This is a genomic window from Candidatus Tiamatella incendiivivens (assembly GCA_015522635.1).
GTDB lineage: Archaea > Thermoproteota > Thermoprotei_A > Sulfolobales > Acidilobaceae > Tiamatella > Tiamatella incendiivivens.
The window spans coordinates 96,124-121,169 of sequence record WALW01000007.1; the positions used below are offsets into that span (position 1 = coordinate 96,124).

Below are 25,046 nucleotides of genomic sequence, written 5' to 3' on the forward strand. Positions count from 1 at the left end.
ATTATTGAGGGATAGTTAATGGCTGTATACCACGAGAGGGATAGGAAGAAGCCTAGTGGTGGAAAAAGGAGGTACAATTATAAAGCTAAGAAAAGGGCATTGTCTGGAAGGTACTTTGTGCCTACTATATTAGCATCCGAAGAGAAGGAAGAGAGGAAGAAGCTTAGGGTTAGAGGAGGAGGATTTAAACTAAGGTTAAATAAGGCAGTATATGCTAATGTTATCGATAAAAAAGCTGGTACGGCGTTTAGAGCTAAAGTACTTGAGGTCTCAGAGACGCCTGCTAATAGGGAATATAAGAGGAGAAACATTATCACTAAGGGCACTGTAATCGAGACTGAGAAGGGATTAGCCGTTGTGGTCAGTAGACCGGGTCAGGAAGGTGTTATAAACGCCGTACTCGTTTCTTAGACCTTCGCATGAACTTGTTCTAATAGAGTGTTCTTCCTCTTTATTGGTTTCCACGTTCTATTCTTGTTATGGTGGTTTCATTTGACTAAAAGAGAATATGCTGGTATCAAAATGGTTGTTTGGCCTGAGAACATAGATTCAACTAGAACTAGAAGGTTGGGAAGGAAATTATCTGTAAGTGATTCTATTAAAAAGCCGTCGGTTGAAGAGGTTTATGATGCCTCAGTTGAGCTGGGTTTGGATCCTGAGTTGGTTGAAGTTAAGTATTCGAGGAACTGGATGTATAGTAGAGGATGTGTTCTTGTTGCGAAGAAGGGGTCGAAAATTGAGTTGCTGAGAATGATTGTCAAAAGAATCGAGGAAAAGAGGGGGCATTGATTTATGTCTTTATTCATATCTAGACCTCCAGTATATAGCTAGTGTTTTCCACTATGTGTAGTTTCATTCTACACTCTAATACTTCTGATAACCCCATGAACGTTTGATTTACCGTTAAATCCCTCCTCAAACAAAACTACTATATTCCGGCACCGATAACCGGGGCATCATGGGATAATCCGATATGAAGCAGAAACTCGGAACTGTATACACTATAGCTCCAGGAAAACTAATAACAGTAAGACTGGGTAATATTCGAAAACCACCAAAACTCGGCTTAAGAATTTGTAGCAAACAGGAAATGACGCCTATTGGGAGGCTCATAGACATAATAGGCCCCGTAGAAAGCCCATATGCGGTGATCAAACTAGACGCCGGGGCCCAGGTCTCGATAGGAGAACCCGTATATGTAGAACCTCCCAGAAGCCGGCGGAAACCCAGGCATAAACTTGAGAGGCGGAAAGGACCTCGAAAACAGAAGAATTTCATGCGAAGAAACTCTGTGAGAAAGAAAAGATAATCATACCCCGGTGAAAGGTGCTGGGGGATATTTACACGTGTCCATAGATAATAAGGGATTCTCGAATCCCGGCGTTAATGATCCAAACCTGACCTGTGTAGAGGAATGCAATGATCCTCACGCATATTTTAACACAATAACTAGAACATGTGTTTGCGACACGGAAATAGATTCAAAGATTCTATACAATACTGATGGGTTGAGCAGGCAGAGGAGAAATGATGGCATTGTCCCTAATGATCCAACGAGGCATGATAGAGGTATTGGTGTCTATAGTATTGACACGAGAAGAGACGGACTTGGTAAGAAGCTAACAGGGTCAAGGAGATTAGAGGCACTTAAAATTAGGAAGAATAGTAAGAAAACGAAGAGAAGTGAGAGGGGCGAGATTACGAGTAGGCAAGAGTTGGTTAATCTATCTGTTAGTCTAGGTGTAGAGAGCAATACAGCACTATTGTCAACAGCGTCCCGGATATTAGGAGAAGCAATTAAGATAAGACTAGTTAAAACCGGTAACAGGAAATACTTTGTGGCTGCATCCTTGTATAAGGCAGGTGTAACGCACGGAGTTAATATAAGTATACCTGAAATAATGAAGTACTATGGTAGGGATTTCGCTAAAGAAAAAATGTGGGACGCCTTAACTAAGCTTGAGAAGACGGGTATACTTAGAAAAATAATTCCTGATGCATCAAAGAGAGTTACTAATGTGAAAACTGCAGCGACAAGAGCCCTAGTCGAAATAGGGAATAAGCTTAGTGTTGAGCAGAGTGTTGTCATAGCTGCACTCAAACTCTTAGATAAAATTGATAGAATTGTAAAGGTACAAGGAAGGAGTTCGTATGCTGTAGCAGCCACTACCATGTTTTTGACATCCAGATTCTATGGATTAGAGACAGACAAGCTCATTCAGAAAAATATTGCATCAGCAGCAAACATAGTAGATGCAACAATCAGGAAGACCTATACCAGGATGTTCAAAGACTCAGTAATAATAGTGTATCTAGGGCGCAAGTCACAGGAAACTACATATGGTACAATACCCTCATACGGGTCACATGAGATAACAGGTCTCCCAGGATATGTGAGGTATATAGGCAAGGAACCTATTCACACTAGTTCTTAATCTTTTTCACGGGATACTTAACCCACTAATTCGCTCGTTGAAACACTTAATAGCCTCCTAAGCAATATTATAAATGAGGATACCGGTTTACCGATAGTATATACCCGAGGCTTATTAGTATTAGGTGTACTCCAAGTGAGTAAAAGGGCTGTTACAGTAGAAGAAGAGGCGTTGCGGATCATAAAGGAATCAGGCAAGAAAGGGATTCTGCAAGCAGAGTTAAGGAAGATCCTTAATATAGATAGTAGGGAGGGAAGTAGGCTTATTCTAAGACTTCTGCGTAAAGGTGTTATTCGAAGAAAGGAAGAAATGTATAATGGGAGAAAGACTTTTCGTATCTTCTATGTTGAAATAGTGCAACCTGAGGGAAGGCTTAAAATAAAGCCTGGTATTGCACTTCATATACCATGTTTCACTTGTCCCTTCCTAGATACATGTGGTGAGGGGAGTATATATGATCCTACCAGATGCCCTTACTTAACAGCTTTCATAGACCAGTTGAAGGAAGAGTTGAAAAGTAAGGGAAGAATATAAGGTGAAATACATCCTCAAACAAGGTCACGGCATATTCTAAAAATCTCTCTTACTGGTGCATTAGTCCGAATACTTTGTGGGTCTAGGTAACTAACTACAGCATTATATCCTATGCTCTTCAATGATTCAACTACTTTTCTTGATTTAGGGATTTTGCCTCTCATAAGCCTAGCGCAATGATCGAGTCTGTATGGGGGATTGATAGAAGTATCGTACTCCTCTATTAGCTTACCTATAAACTCGAGGATTTTGCCTTTCAAGTGGGATTTCAGTGAATCCACTTCTCTAGCCAGGTTCTCCATGAATTCCTTCTCCCCTAGCTGTCCAGTCCATAAGGGGCCATAAGTTAACATTCTCTTCCCCGTATAGGGGTCTATTTCACATTCCCTGGGTACCGGTCCATTAGTATAACAAGTATAACCTGTATATGGGGAGTAGCGGAGGTATCCTATTTGGCTTACCGATCTATTAGCTTTTTCAGGGCCCCTCTCTAGCAGGATAAATCCACGGACATAGTAGTCTCTATAAAAAGATAGCAGAGGTTTGACTCCTTTCTCCAGGGAACCCCCTATTCTAGCTATTGCACCTAAAATTACCCTTATTCCTAGTTCCCTGGAGAAAGGAGTCTTACCAGATAAACTGTAGTATCTCCTAATTGCGGCTTTTATCCTAGCACCCACCACTGGAGCTATATCTGTAGCAGTGAAACCAATCATGCCCCTGTGCCCCACGAGTCGAATAGAGTTATCTGTAAAGGGTAGAGGGCTACCGTAGGGGTCTATGTCAACATAAAGTATTGGTTCATTTAGTATCGTTTTAATGTGCAGTAATGCGTAGTTCGCCTCATAGTTTAGCGGTGCAACCAAGTCTTCAAGGTTGTTTAACTTTATGTTCTTGTTTACCAGGCTATATGCCCTAGGATTTTTATCGTTTGCATAAATTTTTTCAATCCCTCTGGATTCTAATGAATACCTTATAGCACGGACACCCGTGGCTGATAATAGGTCAACAGCTTTAATGCTTCGTTTAGGACAATATAAGGTATAATATGCTGATAACGCTAACACACTTATATCTCTATTGAAAATCATCAGGGGATTATAAAATACGGGAGCCCAGCTGGGTTCGAACCTACCATCCCACCGCTTATACCTTGCTGGATTAGGTATTAAGAGTCGTGCTTTTCCTTCTTGTACTTCTATAAGATTCTCGAGCAATTCTCAATCCTCCTATGCACCCCTACTTACTTGCATACTGATATAAGCTCAGTTTCTACAGTTTTCCATGTATTATCCCGATTATCTTTATCAATCCAAAAAGTTTTCCCTTTACTTTTTATCAAGTTAAAGATCTCCGGGTGGCTATTTCTTAACCTCCGGTGATAGACTACTAGAAATCTTTCGGCAATCGCAAGAATCCTTTTCATCTCCATTTCAACGCTTGAAAATACAAGTTCCATAGGCCCGATCTCGTCAATCACAATGAAATCTGAGTCAAGCGATCTGGCTAGGATTTCATGCATGAAAGCACCTGCTTCCATTAGTACTCCATAAGACCCCACTCGGAACCTGCTTCCTATGTTTCTTTTAGCTAGCCAGACTTTTCGCCCAGTTTCTATGTCCTCTATTTGGAAACCGAGGCGTTGTCCTCCTACCCTGACTTCTGGAGTATAGAACCCGGTGACTTCGCATCCCCGAGAAGTAAGGAGCGAAACGGCTTTCTTAACGATAGTAGTCTTACCTGAGCCTGGAGGGCCCGTTAAACCTATTCTTGCTATCAATCCTTTCTTTCCTTCCTAGCTATTTCTTTCCTAATATAGTCTGGAACATCTTTTGCTCTTATAGGTTCTAAGCCAGTAGCCTCAACATCTGCCTTAGATATGGAAGTAGAGTCATAAATGTAGAATGCTTTACTTTCAACTACTTTACTTGCTTTACCTGTGTTCTCAAGTTTCGCATATAATTTTTCAAGACCTGTCTTTTTATGCTCTACTACAAAGAGTATCCTTTCGTCCAAGCGTGCTGCTATATCTATGCTGGACCTCTTAAGATGGAATGCATCCCCTCCAAGAGCCTTTATTTCGTTTATCACCGTTTCCTCACATGGGTTGTGTGCTTGGGTTTCCTTAGATGATTTAGTCCTAGTTGACTGGAACAGGTTTATGGGATCAAGAATGTTGTTCCCGAATAATTCAAGTAGCCTCTTACCTCTCTCAATGTTGGGTTCTAGAGTTTCCCTCTCATATTCATATATAGTTTTACGGGAAACACCTACATGCTCAGCTACGTTTCCAAGGCTGAGGCCAGATTCCAATCTTGCCTCTTTGAGTTTCTCACCTGATATACTGACATGCAATCCATCTTTAGCAGTCTTAACATAAATCTTCCCCCTACCCGATAAGAGCCCTTCCAGAGTGTCTGGTGTTATTGCATAGGAATCATATATAGCATAGGCAATAAAGTCAACTAATTTCTCACCAGACCAACTATCCGCTATTATCAAAGGTGAAGTACCGATGGTTCTTGATGCACCTAAGAGCTCGTTAATTTCTGTCCTAGGAAGATTTGCTATATCATCTGTTACTTTAACAAGTACAGGTTTACCGTTAATTTTAGCTATCAAGTCAATGCTTCTCCTAGTATGACTTGGAGGGTAATCGAGGACAGTGACTTCTTCAGCGTACTTATATAGCATTCCTATCGTCCGGTAGAATAACTCCTTCAAACCCCTTCTACTAATCAACTCAATATACACCCTACAATGATAATATTATAGTAAACAGGCTCTTATATAGTGAAATTAACTTGGCCACCTCATTATACTCAAGAATTCTCTCCCCTTCTACTCCAAACTCCCCCTTAAGTAGTACTTCCACTATTCTCCTGTCCCACTTATCTCCCATGACCCTGAAAACACGTTTATCGCCTACTGCAGCATATTCGATAACTATTGGTATTAGTGTCCTAGGATGCAGGTACCAAGGAATATTTTCAGCAGCATATATGACTTCATTCTTATCGAGCTTATGTATAGTTCCGTCTTTAAGTTCTATCGTATAGTCCTGCTCCTCTAGGATATGCTTCAGACTTTTCCGTTTCCTGGGGGTGGTATTAAATAAGGAAACAATATCCCTCTGGTATTTGCGTATTATAAAATTAGAGCCTCCAGGAGGGAGGCTCCCCTCTTCTTTGAACTTCACTCCCTCTTATACCTGGCGTACACCATTGCGTGATCCTTATCGAACGGCTCGAGGTGTACTACATCCATTATCTCGAACCCACCTTCCCGCAGTGTCTGGACCTCACGCTTGTAAACTTCACTGGGCTCCATAGTTACATCAACGCTTCTGGCCTTTATCGCTAACAACAGGTATCCATTGTCTTCTAAGAAGAACTTAGCGTTCCTCACTACTATAGCTGCCTGCTCAGGCTGAGCTATATCTGCATATAGACCGTTTACTCCTTCAACTAGGTGCCTATATTTTTCTGGGAACCGGGCATCACCCAGTATTGGATATAGATTCTCTCTGGCTTCAACGACTAGTAGGAATTCTCTCATGACTCTCGGAGCAAATTCTACACCGTAAAGTCTACCTTCAGCTCCAATTATATCACTGATGTGGCTGGGTGTTGTACCGCTTGCAGCTCCAAGGTAGAGGATTCGATCCCCCTCGATTATTGGAAGTTCCTCTATTCCCTTAAGTATGCCTGCTGCGAGCTTTGACCTATATGCATTCCATTCTCTATATTCTACACCATCTATTATGTGAAGTCTCTCACCATATACTCTATTACCCGGTACTAGGTTCTTCGTTGCAAGCCTCTCGCTGCCATCTTCCAGTTCTATAATGTATACACCATTATATTTAGGGTGTTCTTTTACACCTATTGCTTCAACCATTTCATTCACCTCCTACTTCCTTTCTTACTTCTCTTACGCCCTCTACCATAGCCTCCTTTCCTAGGTCTACGAGGGAATCTTGAAGGCTTGGGCTTCTCTTCCTCCTTCTTCCTTGCAGGTGGTTTTGCATAGATAGTCTTGATCTCTTCAACACGTTTCCCTAATTCTTCGTTGAGTCTATCTCCAACGTATCTTCCCGTGAATGCATCTATTTTCGCAGCTATTGCTAGTTTAGAAGCTAAAGCTCTGGCCACTTTCCCCCTCTGCCATCTCGGACTCTTATGTATATCTGGGTATTGGAATATTATTCCATGTTTTGGTGGTCTACCGCCTGTTCTCAGTGATCTAAATAAAGCTTTTTCAGCTCCAAGCACTTGTATTGTACTGGCTGGCATTCTGGCTAGCCTGTCGAGTGATCCTGCTAGGCTTATTAGTCTGGCTCCTAGCAGAGCTCCTACTAGAGCGGTTACATTAGGCGCTACCTCCTTCATGACTGAAGCTATGTATCCGGCTAGATTGTTTCTAAGCTGATATAAATCGTAGGTAATTCTTGCTAGAGTCTGGATAGCATCGATATCAAAGTCTGATAGGTCTGCTCCAATACTCTTTTTAGCAGTCTCGGCTATTTTCGCTGCATCGCCCTTATTGAATCCTAGTTTAACCAGGTTATCCACTGTTATATTGTCTCTCGAACCTAATTGAGAAACTATTCTCACATACTTCTCATGATCCTCTACTAAATCATCTAGTTCTGGATAGTGTACAGAATACCATTCCCTAAGCCTGGCAACAAACAAGTTTATAGTTTTATCAATGTCATCAGTAGCCCTTATAGCTTGGGCTGCGAGTTGATCTCTCTTCTGTGCATGAGTCCTCAGCTTCCTCCTCGTATACTCGGATGTCGCCTTGTGCATGAAGTCCATTACTGTTGCAATGGACTCGAGGAACCCTGTTTCAACGGCCAGATCGAATAATCCTATTCTTTTTCCCGCTAGAATGGGGTGTCCTTCTACATACTCTGCTGTAAAGCCTTTCTTATTGACTTTAGGGACAATGGCCTCGTCTTCCACATATACCTTATCGACACCCTTCTCTTTCAATACGTCAAGCAGTTGCTCAAGTGCTGAGGTAAGTTCACCCTCCTCCAATTGGAGAGCCTGATGTACTGTTTCGTCAATGTCATTTGGGGGATGGCTATATGCGATTAAACCCCCATCACTGGAGAACGCATAGCTCCCCAGTACAGAATCAAGTATATATGCCTCCAATTCTCCGATCACCACTCACTGATTATACTTAAGTATTATAAATAGCATAGAGACTATAAAATAATAGGTTTCCATCGTACCCTAACCTTAAATACCTCCTAAAACTATTTTCTTGGTTGGAGGAGGTGTAACGTAAAATGCCGAGTCATGGTTCACTTACGAAAGCAGGCAGAGTTAGGGAGTTAACGCCGAAAATAGAGCCGAAGTCGAGGAAGAATAAACCGCCGAGAATAAGGAACAAGAGCAAATATACTGTAAGGATACTGCAAGCATCTTCCCAGCAGAGCAGGAGAAGGAGAAGGTTCTGAACCTACGGGTTATACTTTTAATTCGATTCAGTCCAACCCAAAATTATCTAGTCAAATGTGCATTGTTATGTTAAGTTTTCGTTTGCTCGAAGTTAAAATACTAGGAGTAAACAGACTACCTAAACGGCTATTAATCCCTAGAGGGGATATTGGTTGGATGAAACCGAGTATCGTGGTATAGTTAAGGAAAAACTACAAAGTGCTGCCGCTGACATAGGAAGTCCAGTCCTAGTTTCAAGGAAAGATGGCTTCACAGTAGAGGGAAGAGTTCTCCCTAGATACATGCTCTCATCGCCTGATATACTAGTTATTAAACTGTCTAATGGGTACAATATTGGCGTTAAAATAGATGATTCAACTGTAATAGAGAAGATCGACGAATCCGAGGAAGCGAAACCTTCAGGGACTACGGTATATCTCGATGAGCACTCCAGAAAGCCGCCTGAGAAAAAGGTTTACATAGTCGGCACAGGTGGGACTATAGCCAGTAGGATAGATTATAGAACTGGTGCAGTATATCCCTATATAAGCACTGAAGAACTCTTGCAAGCGGTTCCTGAGCTCCATAGTCTAGCTGAAGTGGAGGTATACGAGTTATACAATATATTCAGTGAGGATATGACACCACGCCATTGGAGTAGGCTTGCTGAAAAAGTTTACGATCTCTTCGAAAAAGGAGCTACTGGTATTGTTGTAGCACATGGAACAGATACCATGGGTTATACAGCAGCAGCACTAGCATTCGCTTTTAGGGAAACTCTTCCTGGCCCCCTGGTATTTACAGGGAGCCAGAGGAGTAGTGACAGACCCAGTAGCGATTCAGCTTTTAATATTATATCTTCTGTTCTCGTAGCCTCTAGAAGCGATGTAAGGGAAAGCATCGTAGTTATGCATGGAGTGACGGGAGACGATTATGCATTAGCTCACAGAGGTGTGAGAGTAAGGAAAATGCATACTAGTAGAAGGGACGCATTCCAGTCCATAAATACTCTACCCCTCTTGAAGGTATACCCTGAGAAAATGATGTTCGAGCAAATAGGTGAGCCACTGTTCAGGAAACCTTTCAGCGGATCCGTTCAACTGAAGGCCGATTACTCGGATAAAGTTGGTTTAGTCAAGCATTATCCCGGAATGAATGGGGAAATGATTGATATGCTGGTCGATAGGGGATATCAGGGAATAGTAATTGAAGGAACAGGATTTGGACATGTGTCAAATAAAGCGATAAAAAGTATAGAACGGGCCGTGGATAACGGGATACCTGTAATATCTACAAGTCAATGCATATTTGGTAGAGTAAACCTCAACGTATACTCGACTGGTAGAAGAATGCTTAGGGCAGGTGTTATTCCTGCGGAAGACATGTTGTCAGAGACAGCTTATGTTAAGTTATCCTGGCTTCTTGGGCAGGGACTCGAATTCCCTGAGATTAAGAGGCTTTTCCGTCAGAACATAGTGGGAGAGATGGATGATAGGACCACTCTTAGAAGCTATCCGAGGTGGTATCATGGCTGAGAAACTGGATTATAAGGAACTTGGTCTAAAGGTTGGCCTGGAATTACATCAACAACTAGCAACTACTCATAAATTATTCTGCGGTTGCCCTGCGGAATTGGCACCTGAAAGTGAAGAAGAGGAGAAATTTCTTAGAAGACTGAGGCCTACAAGAAGTGAGCTAGGCGAAATAGATCCCGCTGCATTGTTTGAGTGGGAAAAAGGGAGAAAATACTTGTATAATGTGCCAGTCAATCATTCCTGCCTAGTAGAAGCGGATGAGGAACCTCCTCATCCGCTTAATAGAGAAGCACTCTTAGTAACACTTGGTTTTGCATCGTCTCTAGGCTCGAAACCCGTGGATGAAGTATACACAATGAGGAAGATAGTTATTGACGGTAGTAACACCAGCGGATTCCAGAGAACCTCTCTTGTAGCTCTTGGTGGGAGCATTAAAGTGGAAGGGAAACATATAGGTATACAAACAGTTGTATTGGAGGAAGATGCTTCAAGGAAGCTTGGGGAGAAAGGTCTGGTAACGGTCTATAAGCTCGATAGACTTGGTATACCCCTTATAGAAGTAGCTACAGCTCCAGATATAGAGTCTCCGGAGGAAGCCAAAAATGTAGCTTATCATCTGGGGCTTCTTTTCAGGCTAACTGGAAAGGTTAGGAGGGGTATTGGAACAATAAGGCAAGACGTAAACGTGAGTATACGTGGCGGAGCGATAACGGAAATCAAGGGAGTTCAAACATTGGAGCTTATACCTAAAGCAGTTGAAATGGAAGCACTACGCCAACACAGGCTCCTAAAACTTAAGATTATGCTTAGTGAGCGGGGATTATCCAAGGATAATATTAGCCCGGAAATATATGATCTGACTGATATGTTCACAGGAACAAAGAGTAAGATAATAAGTGAAACTCTAAAGAAAGGAGGTAAGTTGCTAGGCGTTGCTCTTAGAGGGATGAGGGGAATACCCGGATATGAACTCGTTCCTAGTAGGAGGTTTGGAACAGAATTAGCTGACTATGCAAGATTCTGGGCTGGAGTAGGAGGGCTATTCCATAGTGACGAACTCCCTGCATATGGTATAACACAGAGCGAGTTAGACATGGTTTACAAGGCTCTAGGATTGAATGAGGAAAAGGACGCTTTTATACTTGTAGCTGACGATGAGGAGAAAGCCTTCAAAGCTTTGAGAGCAGTATTAGATAGAATAATACAAGCATTCGATGGAGTACCTGAAGAGACGAGGCAATGCCTTCCAGACGGTACAACGAGGTTTCTAAGGCCTAGACCTGGAAGTGCTAGGATGTATCCGGAGACCGATATTCCTCCCACACTTATTACGAGTAAATTACTTAAGGAGGCCGAGAAGCTTAAGCCCCCACATCCAGACATCCTCGTAAAGCGGTTGTCTAAAAAATACGGTTTAAATAAGCAATTAGCCTTGCAGTTAATTAGATCCCCTTACTTAGATACCTATACTTTGCTTGCTGAAAAATACAAGGATAAATTGAACTGCACTTGGATAGCTAGTGTTTTCACAAATATAATACCTATGATGAAAGGAGAGGGTGTTCCAGTAGAGCATATACAAGAAAACACTCTAGAAGAAACTATAGAGATGGTCGCTAGAGGAGAGATTGGTAAAGAAGCAGTGGAGCAGATTCTCAGGGAAATTGCTGAGAACCCGGGTAAGCATCCACGTCAGATTGCTGAAGGACTTGGTCTGACTGGTTTAACTGAGGAAGATATTAGAGGACTGGTTGTAAGTATAATTGAGGATAACTTGGATAGCGTCAAAGAGAAGGGGGATAGAGCTTTTGGGTTGATAATGGGTAGAGTTATGGCTAGAGTTAGAGGACGATTCGACGGCAAGAAGATAGCCGAAATAGTCAGGGAGGAGCTTGCAAAAATACTTCTCTAGTGGAAGCTAAAAAACTTAGAACGTCAAAGAATCATATAGGGGGATGATATGTACTCCCGACACTGAATACTCCGGTGTGACGAGAAGGCATTTGTATGACCCTCCATCACCTATTTTCTCTCAACCCATCTTATGACGAGCCACCATGAAAAAAGCCAAACTATGCTTAGGATACCGCCAACTATAGTTACTTTCAGGCGCCACATAAGATCAGTGTTAATTTTATAAAGATAGAAGACGGCGATGTCTAGGGCTATGAAACTGACTATTCCATATGTATAAACGAGAAGAGTTCGCTTGAGAGCCTTTAATACTCTATTGAAATCAAGTCTAGGGCATTCAGGCAACCATTCCACCACTCTTGAATTCGGGGGGAATAATGTATTATATATAAGATATTCTAACCCCATAAAATTCAGCTTTCCATGTGAAAAGGATACAATATAGGTGTAAGCAGTCAAATGAATGTAACAGAGATACCGCATGTGTCGACACCGACGGGAATAAGCTGGGGGAGTTTCATAGTAGCGTTAACTCTCTATCTTGCTGGCTTGCTTTTAAGCTTCGCAAGATGGTATGTGTTACTCAGAAGTTATGGTGTTAAGGAAAATTTTACAAGAGTCTCTATAGCTTACCTTTCAAGCTATGCTGTTTTCACATTTACTCCCCTAGGGAGGTTGAGTTCTGAAGGCTATCGAGTTACACTTATACTAAAAGATAAGCCGGGATCTGGGGTCATAGCTAGTGTCGCATATGAGCGAATGCTGGATGGGCTTTCAATACTAGGTCTTTTTATAGGGTTGATTATAGGAGTGATACTAGGATTGAATCCGTTATACCTAAGTGTAGGTTTCATGGTTCTGATACCCTTTATACTAAGCATTCAAGGGAGCTTGTCACGTTTCAGTATCGGCATAGAGAAGTGGGCCAATAGACTTCCCAAGGTTGGTAAATACTTGTCAAAGTTTATGGGGGGTGAGGCAGATTTTGGGGAAGAACCCGAGAAACGGACTAGAGTAACCTCAGCTTTAACTACAATAGTAATGTGGGTGCTTAACATGTTTCATATAGCAGTACTATTAAAGGCGCTAGGATTAAATAACGTATTACTAGGGGCTCCTGCTGTTTTATTAGTTGAAATGCTAGGACTAGGGCTTCCAGTCCCAATACCTGCAGGTCTCGGCGTTATGGATTCTCTTACAGCTATAACACTGAAGGCTGCTGGTCTTGGAACAAGTTTCGTTGGCCAATACCTAATTATTGAGAGAGTAATCATATCAATAATACCGGGTCTATTAGGACTTCTAGCAATGGTTCACCTTGGAGTGCGCTTGATCTGGCGGAGGAAGTCAAAAGACATATATGGATAACTTATAATTATCTTCTGAACTATATTTGTCAAATAGGATCGAGCGTGGATAGTAATGAAATGGATGGGTAGCGATTTCTGGGGAGGATATGGACGTGGAAGAGGATGGGGAGGAATGGGACCTTGGAACGAGGGACCGTCAAATGACCCTGTCCTTGAAAGAGTTCCCGCTGGTCGTAAGGTAAGAGTAAAGTATATTCTAGGGGGATGGAATGCTAATAGTAGGCTTGCATCTATGGGAATAATTCAGGGTGCAGAGATAGAAGTAGTGAAAAACGATTTGAATTATCCTTGGACTCCTATTATAGTTAGAGTTAATGGCGTTGAGATCGCTCTTGGTAGAGGCATAGCTTCCAGGGTTATTGTAGAGAATACGGAGTGATCGTCTCCTGTCTTTCCTGCTGTTACCGGGAGAGGTGTATTTTTCTATTGGAAGGTGAAAGGGACTCCAAGGATCAAACATACCATGTTAATATACTTGAAGGCTGTACAGTCAAAGTAGTTCTCTTGGGTCCTCCTAATACAGGGAAATCTACTTTATTCAATATTCTTACAGGAGGAAATGTATTAGTAGCGAACTGGCCTGGAGTAACTGTGGATGTAGAGATCGGTAAGATTAAAACACTTAGGGGAACAATATGTATAGCGGATTTGCCTGGAACTTATAGTTTATACCCTACTACACTAGAAGAAAAAATAGCCGAGGCATTCATACTGGACAATAAACCTGACTGGATAGCGGTTCTAATAGACGCGACGACACCGGAGAAAAGCCTGGGACTTCTGATCCAAGCCATAGAGGCTTTTGGAAGTAAGGTTATAGGAATTCTTACAAAGAAGGCGGTAATGCATGGTCTAGGAATCCACATTGACGTTGAAGGTCTAAAGAGAGAGTTGGGTGTGAATATAATTGAGACCTCGGCTTTAGAGGGGATAGGTTTAGAAGAATTAAAAGAAGCCATATCTATTAAACCTACGGAGAAAAGCGGGTTTACTTCTTTAAAAATAAACTATGGTCCTTTAGAAGCTTATATAAACATGCTTGAAGGTAATACAGACTTAATAAATTTTTCAGCGGATTATTGCTTATCGACGAGATATACAGCAATATCCCTCCTAATGAAGGACCTTGTAATATTCGATAAAATACCAAATAACCTGAAGGCTAGAGTTCAAGAACTAGAAGAGGAAGCATCCAAAGCTTTCTCGTCTGGGTTAAGTCAAATAATATTCGAAAAACGATACCAGTTTGTTGACCAGCTTGCAAGCAAACATATTGTTAGAACAAAGGAATCAATAATCATGGATAGAATAGATAAGTTACTAACACATCCTATATTAGGACCGATTAACAGTTTACTTTTAATCTTTATAGTCTTCCTAGCTGTTTTCTCTGTGAACACCGGTTTCCCACTAAATGTAATCTTAGATTACACAGGTTATCATAATGCAGCAGCCATAGTCGAAGAGTACAGTCTTACCTCTCTTCTAGGAGAATTCTTCGATTGGTTAGCAACAAGCGTATATAATTATATAGGTGGTCAAGGTGGAGACTTACTGGGGAACGGGATAATAGGTGGAGTAGGAGCAGTACTCAGCTTCGTCCCACTAATTCTTATGGTCTACTTCTTTCTCGGAATACTAGAAGATACGGGTGTTATTTCCCGTATTGCTTCCAGTCTACACCCCTTCTTAGAGCCGTTCGGGTTAACAGGACGAAGTGTCTTCCCACTATTTATATCGCTAGGGTGTAATGTACCAGGAGTTTATGCAACGCGAGCCTCGAGTATAGAGGAGAGAGTTAAATCTCTATGGGCAGTGCCTTTCATACCTTGTCAAGCTAGACTAGTAGTTATACTAGCCTTCGCCGATGCCTTCTTCCACGATCCTATAACAAAAACTCTAGCTGTCCTTGGACTTTACGGTGCAGGTATATTTGCTGCATTATTTACAAGCGTTATAGCAAGTGTTTTCTTCAAAGGGAAACTGGGTGTAGAAAGAAGAACCCCTTTAGTCCTAGAATTACCTTATCTTCATAAACCATCATGGAAAGTCGTTTACTGGATAACACGTGATAATACCCTCCACTTTATTAAAAAGGCTGGAACAGTCATCTTTGTGATGAGTATAATAACTTGGACAATCGTTAACTACGGACCTCAAGGATACACAGGAACTATAAGCGGGTCTTTTGGGGAATTAATAGGTGAGAAACTCAGCTTTATCTTACATCCTCTAAACATAAAAGGCATCTACGCAAATATTCTAACTTTATCACTTATTGTAGGTTTAGTTGCCAAGGAAGTCGTACTATCAACCATTGTACAAGCCACAAGCATCGGAGATCCGATAAAAGCTGTTGCATCTCTTGGACTGACTCATGCTCAAGCATTCGGTTTCCTCTTGATTGTGACGTTATACTTTCCATGCATTGCAACACTAGCAGCTATGTATACGGAGACTAGGAAAATGTCCTATATACTCCTTTTCGCATTATATAGTATTGCACTAGCTTTATCAGCAGGATATATAGGATATCTACTTCACATTATAATTTAGGCTGACTATAATATCAGGGTGCTAATGGGTGGGGATGAGGACACTTGCCCCCTGGGATTGATGAAGACATTACCGCGAACCGACCCACCAACTAGGAGAGTGGTCTGTTGTGGATTGCTTGAAGAATAAACCTGTTTTCATAGAATGGGATAAAGCATCTAGGATAACTAGCATGCCAATATTGGTGAATAAACTGGGATACAAAACCGAGCCTCCTGATTGCATAAAATGGCTTCATGGCACATATACGATAATAGGAGAATGCCCCGGCAAAGCCGGTCAGCTAGTCACTGACCAACCGGCTCCTCCCACTAAAGATTGTGTTTTTAATATAGGCCAAAACATTAGTTCTGCATGGCTTATCAAGTTAGCTCTACAGGAATCCCTCCTTATGGAGAAGGAGGGATTCAATGTATGGCTTAATACCTCAATATACACAAGTGTGAACGACTTTAAGGTTTCATCTAGACCTTTCCCAGGCTCTGTTTGCGGGAGCGACGGAACCTGTTATGGAACCCCTAATATTCGTCCTCTTACAGCTGGATCATCTAGGCCAGTATATTCCATTGAGATGAAGGTTTCTAGGAAGACTATGAGGATTAAACCAATAGAGAATTATCGATCTGTTTGGATGGGTAGAAAAGGTTATGCCCGAATAGATAATAAGGAATGGACAGGGTATATAGATCGCAATAGAATTACAGGTTTATTCTATTTAAAAAATTCAAGTATACTTGAATTCGAGACAAACTACTACCGACCAAGACTGACATTCCTTCATCCATATAGCTTTGTGCATGGAAGAATGGAGGAAGGAGAGAGTATAATATCACCTGTAATCTCGCTTGAGGGGGTAGATGGAAGGGTACTAACTATAGTTTCACCCTCTCCCGTAAGGGCTTCACTAAACAACGGTATCCTTAGAGTAGAATCATTCAAGGACGAATATCCTATACTCGTCTCGGAAAACCCTCCTTTGGCGAGTTTGAAGGGCCTATATAATTCAATGGCCCCTGTAGTTGAGTTAGACGGATATACCACTAAAAGGATCAAGCTACCCATCGCCTCGCTAAGAGTTGGATGTGGTTTAATCGATTACATAGACTTTAATAAGGATGAACTGTTGCTGAACCTGTATAACCCCGGAGAGAATGTTTGTCTAGGAGAGTTAAAGTTTACAGGAGTTGTTTCTGAAGCATCTCAGGATAACAATATATTAGAACCTCTCTATGACAGAGTGAGGATAAGCCTACCAAGTCATTATTATGGACAGGTTAAAGTGAGAATTAAGAGAAGTTTATCTTTCCTATTGAGAATGAGAGAATGATTGATCTAGGATTCCCTTACTCCCCGAATTATCTTACATATACTACAAGTTTTCTCATGGAATAATGCAGGCTCATATTGTTTATTCGATATAGCAAATGCAATATCTTCTATGTGCTGCCTGGTTTCCGGGCAGTTCAGGATTCTATCTATAAGCTTTATCCCCCTTTTCCCTTTCTTATAATTGGTTATTGCTGCTGGTGTTAGATTGAGCATTTTTGCAACTCTATAGCTAGTGAACCCGTATTCTTCTGTTAAAACTATTGCTAAGGCTGCTCTTATCGCTGGAAGAACATACTTGGCAGCAATTTCGCAAGGGAACATTATTTCTTCCATATCGCTATTACTTATCTGCGGTTCACCATCTCCGTCATACAAATAAGTAACACCTGATAAGGAGAAGAATGATTAACAGGCGTTATATATTTCACCTACATACAAGAGAGTGAATATCTGTATAGAAGGCTAGAGCCCTGTAGCGTCCCCGTAATCCTTCATCTTCATCTTCTCAATCTCGCCGCGGTCAGCATATTCCACATAATTAATGAAGTCCTCTTCCACGGGAAGACCGATGAACACCTTAACGCCGTTAATTGTTATTGTGGGTACGCTCTGGACATTATATCTATCAGCTATATCCGGGTTCTCGTAGGCTTCAACTATATCTGATACATATCTTTTTGAACCCGTCTTCCAGCTCTCAAATGCAAACATATTTGATAATAGAGCGGCATATGGGCAATATGGACAAGGTGGTGTGACTATTACTTCAACATAAATGTCCCTACCGAGTCTTACAAGTTTCCTCCCTGTCTCATCCTCTAAGCCTGATTCACCTTCACTAAGCCTCATAATGGTCTCAATAAAACCTCTAAACTCCTCTCCAGATGGTATACCAGTATATTTAATCATGCCATCCAGTAGTGTTAATGTGGGGATTCTTCTAACACCTTCTTTCTCAAGAACTGTATGGTTCTTTGCTTTATCGAATACTTTGGTAATCACTTTACCGTCAGGAGCGCTCTCTTTTACGAACTCGACCAGTTTTATTGTCTCACCGCACGTTGGGCAATTGTTTGATACAAATATATGAATCTCAACCGGATCGAGCATCTCACTAAGAGTCTCTATAGCTTCATTTCTCTCATCCTCGGATAACTCAAATTTTATCGGGTACACTGCTTTCCACCTCGGCTATGCAAGATGAAAGTTTAGAGTTACAACAAGATTATAATAGTTTAACATGCGTTTAACAGCGATAAACCCTTGGAAAAGCAAGCAAATAATACCTAGGATAGCATGCCTCCCTATTAAGAAACTTTACTAAACGTAAGAAAGCTAGAGTTAGGCATCGCAGGTCAAGCATCCGCCCGCATAGTCTTCACTTGCAGTAACCACTTCGATGATCTTCGAAACCTTACCTCTACCAAGCCTAACCTTAGCCTTCCCAGCTGTCTCCCTAGTCTCACTACCACTCGGCTCACTTGTCACTTCAACATTCTCTATAGCGGTTTCTTCACTCTTTGACTCAGCCTCAATAATAAGAGCAGGCTTAGGCTCTTCAGGCACTGTCCTTTCAACTACTTGTTTCTCCTTGCTAACCTTATCCGGCTGTGGTTCTTTTTTAACGCCAAACTCTATTACTTGGGTACTCTTACTTCTATCTCTATATATTGTGATACCTTTGACGCCGAGCTTCCATGCTAGCAGATATACTCTCCTGACAGTTTCAGGTGGTTCGTCTTGACGTAAGTTAACAGTTTTACTTACACCAGCATCGACCCAAGCTTGCCAAGCTGCTTGGTGTAGGAGATGCCATTCGGGGTCAATGTCGTGTGCAACTTTATAGACTTTCCTTAGTGTTCTAGGTAGATACTTGTTACCAGCTATACTGCCGGTTTGAGCTATCTCAAGTATTAGTTCAGGGTCATCTAGCTCATATTTGGCTAGATCCTTCAGGAAGAGGCTGTCTACCTCTATGAATTGCCCTACACTCACGAACCTCATAAATGCTAATGCAAATAATGGTTCTATACTACTGCTGGCACCAGAGAGTATACTTATAGTCCCTGTTGGTGCTATACTTAGTAATGCAGCGTTTCTTAGACCGGTTCCCTTTATTTCTTCCTCTAATTTATCCCAGTCAACTTTGCCTCTCTCTCTAAGGAGTCTTCCCGCTATACCTTCACCTTTGACGGGTAAACCAGCGATTGACAAAAGGTCTTCCGGATTGTCATGCTTCTTTGTTCTCCAAACAAACCGGTATAAATCGGGGTTCCAAGCAGGGAAGGTGCCTTTCTCCTTAGCCAACAGCATGCTCTCCTTGTAGGAGTAATATGTTATCCACTCGCCGACTATCCAAGCTAGTTTCACAGCATCCTGACTATCGTAAGGTATTCTTAGTCTTATCAGCATCCTAGCCCATCCCATAACTCCTAGCCCAACTTTCCTAGTCTTCAAGTTAGCTCCTGTTATCTGGGGTAATGGATGCCTATTAGCGTCGATAACGTTATCTAGGAACCGTACAGCAACCATGACATCTTTAGCTAGGCCTTCCCAGTCAATGTGTGGTACATCTTTCTCATCCTCATAAACATACTTCTCCAAGTTAATGCTTCCTAGGTTACAGTTCTCCCATTCAAGCAAGGGTTCCTCTCCACAAGGGTTTGTAGCGTTTATCTTACCAAGATACCATGTAGGATGTCTCCGGTTTATCTCGTCAATGAAAAGCATGCCAGGGTCTCCTCCCTCCCATGCAGAGGTGTATATTTCTTTGAAGATCTTACTAGGATCAACCCAGTCTACTATAGCTCCTTTTGACTCGGCAATTGACAATGCTTCTTCCATCGTTATCAAGAGGGAGTCTTCATAGGGTACTGAACCTTTCTCCTCAAGCTCTTTGGCTAATATATCTTTCACCCAGTCTTCCCTAATGCTATGTCTTGCCTCGACGATGGCGTAGTATCTGCTGTCCTTTAGGCCGAGTAAATCTGTTTTACGTGGGTTTACAAGAGGCCATTTCTCACCATTCTCGAGCGCCTTCATAAACGAATCGTATACTCCTACACTTATATTGAAGTTCTGTAAATTAGCGTCCTTAAGTGCTCCTGTCTTCGCTTTTACAAAATCCATTATATCAGGATGCCATACATGCATTACACCCATGTTTGCACCTCTACGCTTTCCTCCTTGCTTTATCACATCAGTGTTGACATCGAATAGTCTCATGAAGCTTATAGGACCGCTTGAGACTCCAGCTGTGGAAGAGACAGCATCATTCCTGGGCCTTAGCTCTGAGAAGTCAAAGCCTGTGCCTCCTCCCTGCTGGAATATTATAGCCTGAGCTCTGAGAGCATCATATATACCGTCTCCTCTTGGAGTTGTTATAGAATCTCTTACTGGAACAACGAAGCAAGCGGATAATATCCCCAGTTTCGTGTCAGCATTCATAAGAGTGGGGGTATTCGGCTTGAACCTGTGGGTATTCAGTAATCTGAGGAATTCATTTTCTATTTGCTTAATTTCCCCCTCGCCCTTACCGTATCTTTCCTCTACTTTTGCTAGGAACTTAGCTACTCTTTTATGGAGCATATAGGGTGTTTCAAGGTATCTTGACGTTTCAGGATTCCGGAGCAGATAGCGGGCTTCTAGAACTTTGATCGCGTTAAACGTAAATGTGAGATCTATGGAATTGAATTCCCACCAATTCCCCTTTCCAAATACATCGTTATATATTCTAGCAAGTGCGTATCTCTTCGCGGGTTCCTCCCACTTAGGGTTTTCCAGGATTTTCTCGATCATAGTTTTCTCTACTATATCACTTATTTTCTTTGAAAGAATTACATTATCGTGAGCGAGTTGCGACATTACTTCATTATACAGGTTGAGAGCCTCATCCCGGGATAATCCTCCGGCAAGAATGGCTCTCTCAATGCTCTTGTAAAGTTTTCTATAGTAGAACTTTTCCTTTGAACCGTTTTTCTTAATGATAGTAACAACCATATGGACTTCATCCTCCCGGGTCGGTTAGCGGGGCGTGTATACCCATACACATGATTGCTAAGGTAGTACATTTTAGTGTGGAGCTTGATTAATCTAGCCTTTTCCACAGGTTTCCATCCAATTAATAACGTAAGTTTACAATGGTAATACCATTGATCACTTCTAGAATAATGATTTAATTGTAATTGAAATAGGAATACTGATCAATATCTTGGTCAAACCCATAAAACCTTCTTTGAGCACATGAAATGATATGGTGGGATGATCCTATAGAGAATAAAGATGTTGAGTGGTGAATAATTGTGAAAAAGAGGCATGAAGGGGATATTGTAATCTACATAGAGAGGATAGATGAACTACTATGGGCTGACATAGACAGGCTAATTTTCGAGAACAAGTTGCCAACACCTGATGAGAGAGAGTACAATAGGCTTCTAGACTTCATATATAGAAAACTTAAGAAAAACTGGTTCAAGAATAAGAAACCATCACCCAAAGATTTCGAGAGGCGCTTGAAATACTATTATGTGCGGAAGAGAAATGAATTATTCATTGTGTTAAGTTATCTTATAACAACTTATTACCAACGAAAAGGATTATTTCAAGGAAGATTTAACTAACATCCTGTTCCTTTAGGTGATTGAGTCGGCTAGGAAGTCACGGAGAAAGAAAATAGGTCTGACTCCGCTTGTGGAGGAAGTTACAGATAGATTAATCATTGAAAACGGCTATGATGTCATAGGAATTCCGAGGGAAATGTTAAGAACTCTGGTACAAGAAATCGTTGAGGATATAGCCTCTCAAATGTCAAGTAAGCCGAAGCCGGGGCCAGTTTATAATAGGATTAAAAGTAACATCAGCTTGTTTGAGAAGGCGTTAACTGCAAAGCTGGCAGAGAATCTTGACGGATTGAAGGGGGATCTCGTGGAATTCATTGTAACTAGGAATCCTGAACTGTCAAGCAGGATAACCCCTATTCTGTATAAGAAGCTCGTCGAATTAAATAGAGATGATCTCATAGAAGTACTCAGGGAGCACTGGAGTAAAACCCATCCAGAACTTTATTTAGTGTGCCCTAGATGTAGGTTCAAAAGCCTAACACCTGACTTTAGATGCTTGGTATGCGGGTATTCTCCGAATGAGGAGGAGATCAGGGAGTTTAACAATATTGATCGTTTATTAGATGAGTTTATAGATTCTCAAGATGCTGAGTCTCTAAAAAAACTCCTATTAACGGGTTTCTTCTACTTTTCAGATAGTATCAGGATCCCTGAGCCGCCTCAAAAGCCTTTTGAGTCAATGTTCTTCCTCACTAGAAGAGATAAAGCTAGAGTGATTTCCCGTCTCCGCGAACTCGGCGAGGATCTCTAAAGTTCTCAGAGAATTGAATTCAACTTCATGGCTGTCTTTCAATAAGTTAAATAATATATTGCCAGAACCCATTTCATTACAAGAATGCTTGGGCTCCAGTAAAGGTAAACCGCGTATAAAAGCATATTTCAGTATAAGTTCCTTCTCCAATCCAAACAAAGCACTAATCACTAGTGGACCAGTATCGTGAAATGGTCTAGACGCTTTTATTAGATCTTTTCTACCAGCCAGTATGGCCTGTAAACCAGCTTTTATTAGAAGCAACCGAGAATAAGGTGTTATAACAACGTCAAAACCTGATTCTAAACCTATTTTCCTAGCATTCTCAATATCTTCTAGAACGCATTCTGCTAGCTGTTTCCCCTTAAATCTATAATTATAAGTTGAAACGCTCCATTGCGATTTAATTAGATTCTGGGTGTAATTCAACATATCTCCTGGAATAATAATAGATATTTTTGTTTTATATTTTGATTCAACTCTAGGGACTATTCTCATGGAGATGAGGCTCTCAATAGGAGAAAGCCAAGTTCCATAGATAAGTATATTCATCCCTGTCGTGAGTCTTCTAGTTTTACCTAGAGTTTTCTTCACGTTTTTTACTACAACCTTTTCTAGGCATTTACTACATATGTATTCGCCGCTTGATGACCTGTATAAGTCTGCACCCCTTTTACCGCATATGCTACATTTTCTTATCATCGCTATCCCTCTAACCAGGTATTATTTTTTTATGTTGGCTTATTGTGTTTGCATGCCTTAACTAGAACTACATTAATAGAAAGATTTATATAGAAGCCATTTTACATGGTTTTACGTGAAGCACAAGTAGGAAGGGGTGACAGAATATGGCAGCAGGAATACCTGTACTCGTACTTAGAGAAGGAACCCAAAGAACAACGGGAAGAGATGCTCTGAGGAACAACATCCTCGCTACAAGAGTTATGGCTGAACTTCTTAAGTCAAGCCTTGGGCCTAGAGGACTAGATAAAATGCTAGTAGACAGTTTTGGTGATGTAACAATAACAAACGATGGAGCAACAATAGTGAAAGAAATGGAGGTACAACACCCAGCAGCTAAGTTACTCATTGAAGTAGCCAAAGCACAGGACGCTGAAGTTGGGGACGGAACTACCACAGCAGTAGTTCTAGCTGGAAGCCTCCTAGAGAAAGCAGAGGCTCTCTTAGACCAGAATATACATCCTTCAATGATAATTGACGGTTACGTTGATGCTTTGAACACAAGTGTAGAGGAACTAGACAAGATAGCTGTAAACGTAGATATAAACGATAGAGATCTACTCAAGAGAATTGCAGCAACAGCATTAGCTAGTAAATACATTGGCTCGGGACCGGAGAAAGACGTGATCCTAGATATAGTAGTAGAGGCAGTAACCTCGATAGCTGAACCCACGGATAACGGAACTTTCAGAATAGATCTAGGACATGTAAAGATAGAGAAAAAGAAGGGAGAAAGTCTAGCCGACACCACGCTAATTAGAGGGGTTGTCCTAGATAAGGAAGTAGTACATCCCGGCATGCCTAGAAGAGTAGAGAAAGCAAAGATAGCTCTACTTGATATGCCGCTCGAAATAGAGAAGCCGGAGATAACTGCAAAAATTAATATAACAGATCCAACTCAGATCAAGGCATTCAAAGAGAAGGAAACTAAGGCCATAGAAAAGATGGTTGAAAAAATAATTGAAACAGGAGCCAATGTAGTCATAACCCAGAAAGGTATCGATGAACTCGCACAGCATTATCTAGCTAAAAACAGTGTAATGGCTGTTAGAAGAGTTAAGAGAAGTGACATAGAGAAAATTGCTAAAGCTACAGGTGCTAGAATAATAAGTACACTCAAAGACCTCAAACTAGGGGATCTGGGAGAAGCAGAGCTCGTAGAGGAGAGAAAAGTAGGTAATGACAAGATGATATATATAGAAGGTGCAAAGAACCCGAAGAGTGTAACAATACTTGTGAGAGGAGCGAACGACATGCTACTTGACGAAGCAGAAAGGAGCATTGAAGATGCACTCCACGTCCTCAGGAATGTACTGAGAGACCCGAAGGTCGTCGGCGGAGGAGGAGCACCGGAAGTAGAGCTAGCTCTAAAACTGCGTGAGTTCGCTAGGAAAGTGGGGGGTAAACAACAACTAGCTGTGGAAGCGTTTGCGGAAGCACTTGAGGAAATACCAACAATCCTGGCTGAAAGTGCAGGTCTAGATGCTCTGGACTCTATGATGAAGTTAAGGCAGCATCATTCAGCAGGTAAAGTATTCGCTGGCATAGATGTATTAAATGGTAAGGTTGTTGAGGATACTACTGCTATAAACGTGTATGAACCTATACTAGTTAAAAAGCAAGCAATAAAGAGTGCTGCAGAAGCAGCCCTTGCAATACTAAAGATAGACGACTTAGTATCAGCATCGCCTCCAAAGAAGGAGGAGAGGGGAAGAGAAGCTGGCGCTGGTATGGGCGGCATGCCTGGTATGGGCGGTATGGGCGGTATGGGAGGAATAGGCTATTAAACCTCCCTCAATAAACTTC

General features: G+C 41.5%; 26 protein-coding genes. 15 read left to right on the top strand and 11 right to left on the bottom strand.

The features are described 5' to 3' along the window. The first annotated feature begins 18 nt into the window (after positions 1–18). From F7B60_01170 to F7B60_01190, 5 genes are all read left to right on the top strand, one after another. Positions 19–411, top strand: a complete 393-nt coding sequence (locus tag F7B60_01170) for a 30S ribosomal protein S8e (GenBank protein MCE4614127.1) — start codon at positions 19–21, stop codon at positions 409–411. A gap of 81 nt (positions 412–492) precedes the next feature. After that, a complete protein-coding gene (locus tag F7B60_01175; GenBank protein MCE4614128.1) occupies positions 493–789 on the top strand; it encodes a signal recognition particle protein Srp19 in 297 nt (98 codons plus the stop codon). Between the two features lie 184 nt (positions 790–973). Then, positions 974–1,309 carry a hypothetical protein gene (locus F7B60_01180; GenBank protein MCE4614129.1) on the top strand — a complete coding sequence of 112 codons (336 nt, stop codon included), beginning with the start codon at positions 974–976 and terminating at the stop codon, positions 1,307–1,309. A gap of 37 nt (positions 1,310–1,346) precedes the next feature. Further along, positions 1,347–2,435 (top strand): hypothetical protein, encoded by a 1,089-nt coding sequence (locus tag F7B60_01185; GenBank protein MCE4614130.1) that lies wholly within the window; start codon positions 1,347–1,349, stop codon positions 2,433–2,435. Between the two features lie 135 nt (positions 2,436–2,570). After that, positions 2,571–2,969: a winged helix DNA-binding protein gene (locus F7B60_01190; GenBank protein MCE4614131.1), complete on the top strand. Its 399-nt coding sequence runs from the start codon at positions 2,571–2,573 to the stop codon at positions 2,967–2,969. Positions 2,970–2,983: 14 nt separating this feature from the next. Here the strand turns inward: F7B60_01190 and F7B60_01195 are convergent, their stop codons facing one another. Genes F7B60_01195 through F7B60_01220 form a run of 6 tightly spaced genes read right to left on the bottom strand, consistent with a single transcriptional unit; the run spans position 2,984 to position 8,137 of the window. Then, entirely contained in the window at positions 2,984–4,186 is a 1,203-nt protein-coding gene (locus tag F7B60_01195) for a tRNA (guanine(26)-N(2))-dimethyltransferase (protein MCE4614132.1), read from the bottom strand. A gap of 26 nt (positions 4,187–4,212) precedes the next feature. Continuing rightward, positions 4,213–4,749: a nucleoside-triphosphatase gene (locus tag F7B60_01200; protein MCE4614133.1), complete on the bottom strand. Its 537-nt coding sequence runs from the start codon at positions 4,747–4,749 to the stop codon at positions 4,213–4,215. Next, positions 4,746–5,711: a helix-turn-helix domain-containing protein gene (locus F7B60_01205; protein ID MCE4614134.1), complete on the bottom strand. Its 966-nt coding sequence runs from the start codon at positions 5,709–5,711 to the stop codon at positions 4,746–4,748. Before F7B60_01205 ends, F7B60_01200 begins: the two co-directional genes overlap by 4 nt. Positions 5,712–5,724: 13 nt before the next feature. Further along, the gene (locus F7B60_01210) at positions 5,725–6,168 is read right to left on the bottom strand and encodes a DUF61 family protein (GenBank protein ID MCE4614135.1); all 444 of its coding nucleotides are present in this window, start codon (positions 6,166–6,168) and stop codon (positions 5,725–5,727) included. Further along, the gene (locus F7B60_01215; GenBank protein MCE4614136.1) at positions 6,165–6,869 is read right to left on the bottom strand and encodes a fibrillarin-like rRNA/tRNA 2'-O-methyltransferase; all 705 of its coding nucleotides are present in this window, start codon (positions 6,867–6,869) and stop codon (positions 6,165–6,167) included. The genes F7B60_01210 and F7B60_01215 overlap by 4 nt, the downstream gene beginning before the upstream one ends. A gap of 5 nt (positions 6,870–6,874) precedes the next feature. Next, the gene (locus tag F7B60_01220) at positions 6,875–8,137 is read right to left on the bottom strand and encodes a C/D box methylation guide ribonucleoprotein complex aNOP56 subunit (protein MCE4614137.1); all 1,263 of its coding nucleotides are present in this window, start codon (positions 8,135–8,137) and stop codon (positions 6,875–6,877) included. Between the two features lie 137 nt (positions 8,138–8,274). On the opposite strand from F7B60_01220, the gene F7B60_01225 reads away from it, so the two are divergent. From F7B60_01225 to gatE, 3 genes are all read left to right on the top strand, one after another. After that, positions 8,275–8,445, top strand: coding sequence for a 30S ribosomal protein S30e (locus tag F7B60_01225; GenBank protein MCE4614138.1), 171 nt, complete (start codon positions 8,275–8,277; stop codon positions 8,443–8,445). 153 nt (positions 8,446–8,598) lie between these two features. Then, on the top strand, positions 8,599–9,960 hold the full coding sequence (gene gatD / locus F7B60_01230; GenBank protein MCE4614139.1) for a Glu-tRNA(Gln) amidotransferase subunit GatD: 1,362 nt from the start codon (positions 8,599–8,601) through the stop codon (positions 9,958–9,960). After that, positions 9,953–11,872, top strand: a complete 1,920-nt coding sequence (gatE, locus tag F7B60_01235; protein MCE4614140.1) for a Glu-tRNA(Gln) amidotransferase subunit GatE — start codon at positions 9,953–9,955, stop codon at positions 11,870–11,872. Before gatD ends, gatE begins: the two co-directional genes overlap by 8 nt. Positions 11,873–11,982: 110 nt before the next feature. On the opposite strand, the gene F7B60_01240 is transcribed toward gatE, so the two are convergent. Further along, positions 11,983–12,219: a hypothetical protein gene (locus F7B60_01240; GenBank protein ID MCE4614141.1), complete on the bottom strand. Its 237-nt coding sequence runs from the start codon at positions 12,217–12,219 to the stop codon at positions 11,983–11,985. A gap of 114 nt (positions 12,220–12,333) precedes the next feature. Here F7B60_01240 and F7B60_01245 point away from each other — a divergent pair, with 114 nt between their 5' ends. From F7B60_01245 to F7B60_01260, 4 genes are all read left to right on the top strand, one after another. Continuing rightward, a complete protein-coding gene (locus F7B60_01245) occupies positions 12,334–13,242 on the top strand; it encodes a flippase-like domain-containing protein (protein ID MCE4614142.1) in 909 nt (302 codons plus the stop codon). 54 nt (positions 13,243–13,296) lie between these two features. Beyond that, on the top strand, positions 13,297–13,623 hold the full coding sequence (locus F7B60_01250; GenBank protein ID MCE4614143.1) for a FeoA domain-containing protein: 327 nt from the start codon (positions 13,297–13,299) through the stop codon (positions 13,621–13,623). 47 nt (positions 13,624–13,670) lie between these two features. Then, complete coding sequence (gene feoB, locus F7B60_01255) at positions 13,671–15,800, top strand: ferrous iron transport protein B (GenBank protein ID MCE4614144.1); 2,130 nt, start codon at positions 13,671–13,673, stop codon at positions 15,798–15,800. Positions 15,801–15,909: 109 nt separating this feature from the next. After that, positions 15,910–17,127 carry a hypothetical protein gene (locus F7B60_01260; protein ID MCE4614145.1) on the top strand — a complete coding sequence of 406 codons (1,218 nt, stop codon included), beginning with the start codon at positions 15,910–15,912 and terminating at the stop codon, positions 17,125–17,127. 5 nt (positions 17,128–17,132) lie between these two features. Here the strand turns inward: F7B60_01260 and F7B60_01265 are convergent, their stop codons facing one another. From F7B60_01265 to F7B60_01275, 3 genes are all read right to left on the bottom strand, one after another. Continuing rightward, positions 17,133–17,504 carry a hypothetical protein gene (locus F7B60_01265; GenBank protein ID MCE4614146.1) on the bottom strand — a complete coding sequence of 124 codons (372 nt, stop codon included), beginning with the start codon at positions 17,502–17,504 and terminating at the stop codon, positions 17,133–17,135. Positions 17,505–17,591: 87 nt separating this feature from the next. Further along, a complete protein-coding gene (locus tag F7B60_01270; GenBank protein ID MCE4614147.1) occupies positions 17,592–18,305 on the bottom strand; it encodes a thioredoxin family protein in 714 nt (237 codons plus the stop codon). Between the two features lie 165 nt (positions 18,306–18,470). Beyond that, positions 18,471–21,128 (bottom strand): adenosylcobalamin-dependent ribonucleoside-diphosphate reductase, encoded by a 2,658-nt coding sequence (locus F7B60_01275; GenBank protein ID MCE4614148.1) that lies wholly within the window; start codon positions 21,126–21,128, stop codon positions 18,471–18,473. A gap of 302 nt (positions 21,129–21,430) precedes the next feature. On the opposite strand from F7B60_01275, the gene F7B60_01280 reads away from it, so the two are divergent. After that, complete coding sequence (locus F7B60_01280) at positions 21,431–21,748, top strand: hypothetical protein (protein MCE4614149.1); 318 nt, start codon at positions 21,431–21,433, stop codon at positions 21,746–21,748. 16 nt (positions 21,749–21,764) lie between these two features. Then, positions 21,765–22,499, top strand: a complete 735-nt coding sequence (locus F7B60_01285; protein MCE4614150.1) for a hypothetical protein — start codon at positions 21,765–21,767, stop codon at positions 22,497–22,499. On the opposite strand, the gene F7B60_01290 is transcribed toward F7B60_01285, so the two are convergent. Further along, positions 22,425–23,201, bottom strand: coding sequence for a hypothetical protein (locus F7B60_01290; GenBank protein MCE4614151.1), 777 nt, complete (start codon positions 23,199–23,201; stop codon positions 22,425–22,427). The two genes, F7B60_01285 and F7B60_01290, sit on opposite strands and share 75 nt — an antisense overlap. 146 nt (positions 23,202–23,347) lie before the next feature. On the opposite strand from F7B60_01290, the gene F7B60_01295 reads away from it, so the two are divergent. Further along, positions 23,348–25,027, top strand: coding sequence for a TCP-1/cpn60 chaperonin family protein (locus F7B60_01295; GenBank protein MCE4614152.1), 1,680 nt, complete (start codon positions 23,348–23,350; stop codon positions 25,025–25,027). The last annotated feature ends 19 nt before the right edge of the window (positions 25,028–25,046 follow it).